Origin of the sequence: Bradyrhizobium genomosp. III, from assembly GCF_000261705.1 — a bacterium.
Lineage (GTDB): Bacteria > Pseudomonadota > Alphaproteobacteria > Rhizobiales > Xanthobacteraceae > Bradyrhizobium > Bradyrhizobium ottawaense.
The window spans coordinates 1-3,592 of sequence record NZ_AJQF01000408.1 but is presented as its reverse complement, the minus strand read 5'-3'; the positions used below and the strand labels follow the sequence as shown (position 1 = coordinate 3,592).

The 3,592-nt window shown below is 65.5% G+C and carries 4 protein-coding genes and 1 tRNA gene; 3 read left to right on the top strand and 2 right to left on the bottom strand.

Annotated features, from left to right (window positions below; all coding sequences use genetic code 11):
* The coding region (locus IC66_RS0133030; RefSeq protein ID WP_038950513.1) for an outer membrane protein assembly factor BamB family protein at positions 1-1,433 on the top strand (1,433 nt) is incomplete at its 5' end.
* A gap of 195 nt (positions 1,434-1,628) precedes the next feature.
* Positions 1,629-2,042 carry a GFA family protein gene (locus IC66_RS0133025; protein WP_038950511.1) on the top strand — a complete coding sequence of 138 codons (414 nt, stop codon included), beginning with the start codon at positions 1,629-1,631 and terminating at the stop codon, positions 2,040-2,042.
* Between the two features lie 18 nt (positions 2,043-2,060).
* Here IC66_RS0133025 and IC66_RS0133020 read toward each other — a convergent pair.
* Positions 2,061-2,135: transfer RNA gene (locus tag IC66_RS0133020), tRNA-Thr, on the bottom strand.
* 166 nt (positions 2,136-2,301) lie between these two features.
* Positions 2,302-2,778, bottom strand: coding sequence for a hypothetical protein (locus tag IC66_RS0133015; protein ID WP_038950510.1), 477 nt, complete (start codon positions 2,776-2,778; stop codon positions 2,302-2,304).
* A 283-nt stretch (positions 2,779-3,061) separates the two neighbouring features.
* On the opposite strand from IC66_RS0133015, the gene IC66_RS0133010 reads away from it, so the two are divergent.
* Positions 3,062-3,547 (top strand): hypothetical protein, encoded by a 486-nt coding sequence (locus IC66_RS0133010; RefSeq protein WP_038950509.1) that lies wholly within the window; start codon positions 3,062-3,064, stop codon positions 3,545-3,547.
* The last annotated feature ends 45 nt before the right edge of the window (positions 3,548-3,592 follow it).

Below are 3,592 nucleotides of genomic sequence, written 5' to 3'. Positions count from 1 at the left end.
CCGACATGGCGGGGCTGACGGCGGAGCAGGTGCCGCGCCTGCGGTTGAAATGGGCCTATGCATTCCCCGGCGCCTCGGTGTCGTTTGCGCCGCCGATCATCGTGGGCGGAATGCTGTTCATCGGCGGCACCGATCGCAAGGTGCACGCGCTCGACGCGCGCAGCGGCTGCACGCTGTGGACGCTGGCGATCGATGCGGCGGTGCGGGCCGCGATCAGCTTTGCACCACTTCCGGGCTCCGACCAGTTCGCGATCTTCTTCGGCGATTTGCGCGCCAACGCCTATGCCGTGAACGCGCTGACCGGGGCGCTGATCTGGAAGACGAAGGTCGAGGAGCATGCCGCCGCGCGCATCACCGGCGCGCCGACGCTGCATTCCGGCGTGCTCTACGTGCCGGTGTCCTCGCTCGAGGAAGCCGCCGGCTCGCAGGCGAGTTACGAATGCTGCACCTTCCGCGGCAGCGTGGTGGCGCTCGACGCCGCGACCGGCAAGCTGGTCTGGCAGGCCTATACGATTCCGGAAGTGCCGCATCCGACCGGCAAGAATGCCAGGGGCACGCAGCTGTTCGGTCCGTCGGGCGCTGCGATCTGGTCGGCGCCGACGATCGATGTGAACCGCAATGCCGTCTATGTGGCGACCAGCAATTCCTACTCGAACCCGCCGGCGGCAACCGCCGATGCGATCCTCGCTTTTGAGCTTGGGACCGGGAAGCTGCTCTGGAAGCAGCAGGCCACGCCCAAGGACGCCTTCGTCGTGGCGTGCTTCACCGCGGACAAGTCCAATTGCCCGGAGGATCACGGACCCGATCACGATTTCGGCCAGTCGCCGATCCTCGTGACCTTGCGCGATGGCAGGCGCGTGCTCGTTATCGCGCAGAAGTCCGGCGTCGTGCACGCGCTTGATCCTGACGACGGCGGCAAGATCTTGTGGCAGACCCGGATCGGGAAGGGCGGAGCGCTCGGCGGCAGCGAATGGGGCTCGGCCGCGGACGGTGAGCGCATCTATGTCGCCAACTCCGACGTGCGCTTCATGCGTGACGGCACGCGGCAACTCGATTCCACGCAAGGCGGCGGCCTGTTCGGCCTCGACCTCGTCAGCGGCAAGATTGCCATGGAAGTGCCGCCGGTCGCCTGCGGCGACCGCCCCAAATGCAGCCCCGCGCTCTCGGCAGCGGTGAGCCTGATTCCGGGCGTGGTGTTCTCCGGCGGCGTCAGCGGCTTCCTGCGCGCCTATGCCACCGACGGCAAGCTGCTCTGGGAGTTCGACACCGCGCAGGATTTCAAGGCCGTGAACGGCGTCCCCGCCCATGGCGGCGCAATCGACGGTCCCGGGCCGGTCATCGCCGGCGGCATGCTCTACACCAATTCCGGCTACGGCCAATGGAGCGGCGTCGCCGGCAACGTGCTGCTGGCGTTCGAGGTGGGGACGGAGTGAGGATCTTGCTGTGTCCCGGACGCGCCGCAACGCCTTCAGTGTTGCGGCGCTGAGCCGGGACCCAGAAAGCGGAACGAAGAAATGCGGCGCGATAGGCCCCGGCTCTGCGGCGCATCGCCGAAGAGGCGCTGCACTGCGTCCGGGGCACGGACCGCCTTTTCAATTCGCATCCGTCCAGCAGGGAGAGCAGATTCGATGATCGATGCCAGATGCCGCTGCGGTGCTCTTTCGCTGTCGCTGCCGGGACCATCGCAGCTCGTCGTCGCCTGTCATTGCCTCGACTGTCAGCGACGAACCGGCGCGCCGTTCGGCGTGGGTGCGTTCTATCCGGCGCGCGCTGTCACGATCGCGGGACCGTCAAAGGAGTACGTTCGGACAGCCGCGAGCGGCGGCAAGGTCCGCAGCTATTTTTGTCCCGACTGCGGTTCGACCGTCTATTGGCAAGCCGAGAATCTGCCCGCGATGATCGGCGTTGCCGTCGGCGCGATCGCAAATCCGGATTTTCCGCCGCCGATCAGATCGGTGTTCGAGCAGTCCAAGCATGGCTGGGTGGAGATGTCAGGTACCGAGCACTTCCAGCAAGGCAGCGCGCCGAAGCATTCGAGCTGAGACCTGTACGCCAGATGCTGGTGCCGGCTGAGGGGATTGAACCCCCGACCTTCGGTTTACAAAACCGCTGCTCTACCGCTGAGCTAAGCCGGCGACGCCTGACGACGCGGGCAGGGCCGGCATGGGCCGGGGTGTCCACCCGTTGCGCGCCGCAATACCAGACTTGATCGGAAAGTGCCAGAACCGGAAAGGCCGTCGCCGCGAACATGAATCAGGCGGCCCGGAGGCCGCCTGATCTCTCGCATCGATTTAGATCGCCTTACTGGCAGATGTGCCGGCGGCCGTCTGCGCCCTTGAACCAGGTGCCAGGCGTACAGACGAAGCCGTTACGCTGGGCGTAGGTGCGGGTGTCCCAGCCACGATTGTCCCAGCCGCGGTTGTCCCACGAATTGTCGTAGGCGTAGGAATTGTCCCAGGCGCGGAACGGCGCGCTGGCAATCGCGCCCGCGGTGCCGATCGCGGCGCCGGCTACGCCGGCTGCGACGTCGGTCGGCCAGAAGCCGGTGCGGCTCCTGTTCCAATCGTTATTCCAATCGCCATTGGTCTGACGATAGGACACGCGGCGCTGACGGTATCCGCTATCGGTGTATGGATTTCCTGGGCCGAGATTCTGGCAATTGGCGTTGGGGAATTGCGCCGAGCAGCGGCCGGGATTGGTGACGACGGCCTGCGCCATGGCAGAGCCTGCCAGCATGGTCGCCGCAATCGCCGTCGCTCCAAGAAGCTTGATGTTCATGGTTGTTGGCTCCCATTTTGTTGACGGGGGCTAAACGCTTGCGGCGCCGGACGTTCCGATGAAACCGGTGGATTTTGCAAGCAAACGGTCAAACGGATGTGAGCGCACGGTGCGGTTCCGTGCGGCGAAGTCACACGCCGTTAACGCTTCGCTCATTCGCTTTGCGGCATTTGAGCGGCCCGCAATCCTTACACATTAGGCTTACCGGAATTTGGTGAGCGGGCCTTAACCCTCTCTGCGCCGCGATCGGATAGGTTGCCGCCGCATAACCGGGGTCCCCCTCATGCGCATTGTGGCGCTCGCTGCCTTTCTGATCGGACTGCCCGCGACGGCGTTTGCCGGCAGCGGCTTCGATATCGTCGTGCCCGGCCGGCCCGGCGTGCCGATCATCATCAACAACATCGACGCGTCCTATGCCGTGGTCGAGGGTGTCTGGGGCCTGGGCAAGAACCAGCAGGTGCAGCCCACGATCTATGGCGGGCGCTATGTCGCCGAGCGGCAGCCTGCCGACGTCGGCCATTATTATCCGACGCTGGGCCTGCGGCCCGGTTACGGCCGGCTCGAGGTCGAGCCGCCCGCGAACCGAAAATTGCCGAAGCCCGCCGAGAGCTATCACCAGAGCTGGGGCGCGCAATCGGCGCCGCTGCCGCCGCAGATGGACGTGCCCGTCGATCCGCCGCCGGTGATCCTCGCGCCTGAAATCAACGATCGTCCGCGGCCACCGCGACCGCGGCCGCATGTCCAGGTCCCCGGCAAACCGCCGGGTTAAGAAACGTCAAAATCCAACAAACAGAAATCAACAGGAGAGAGTAAT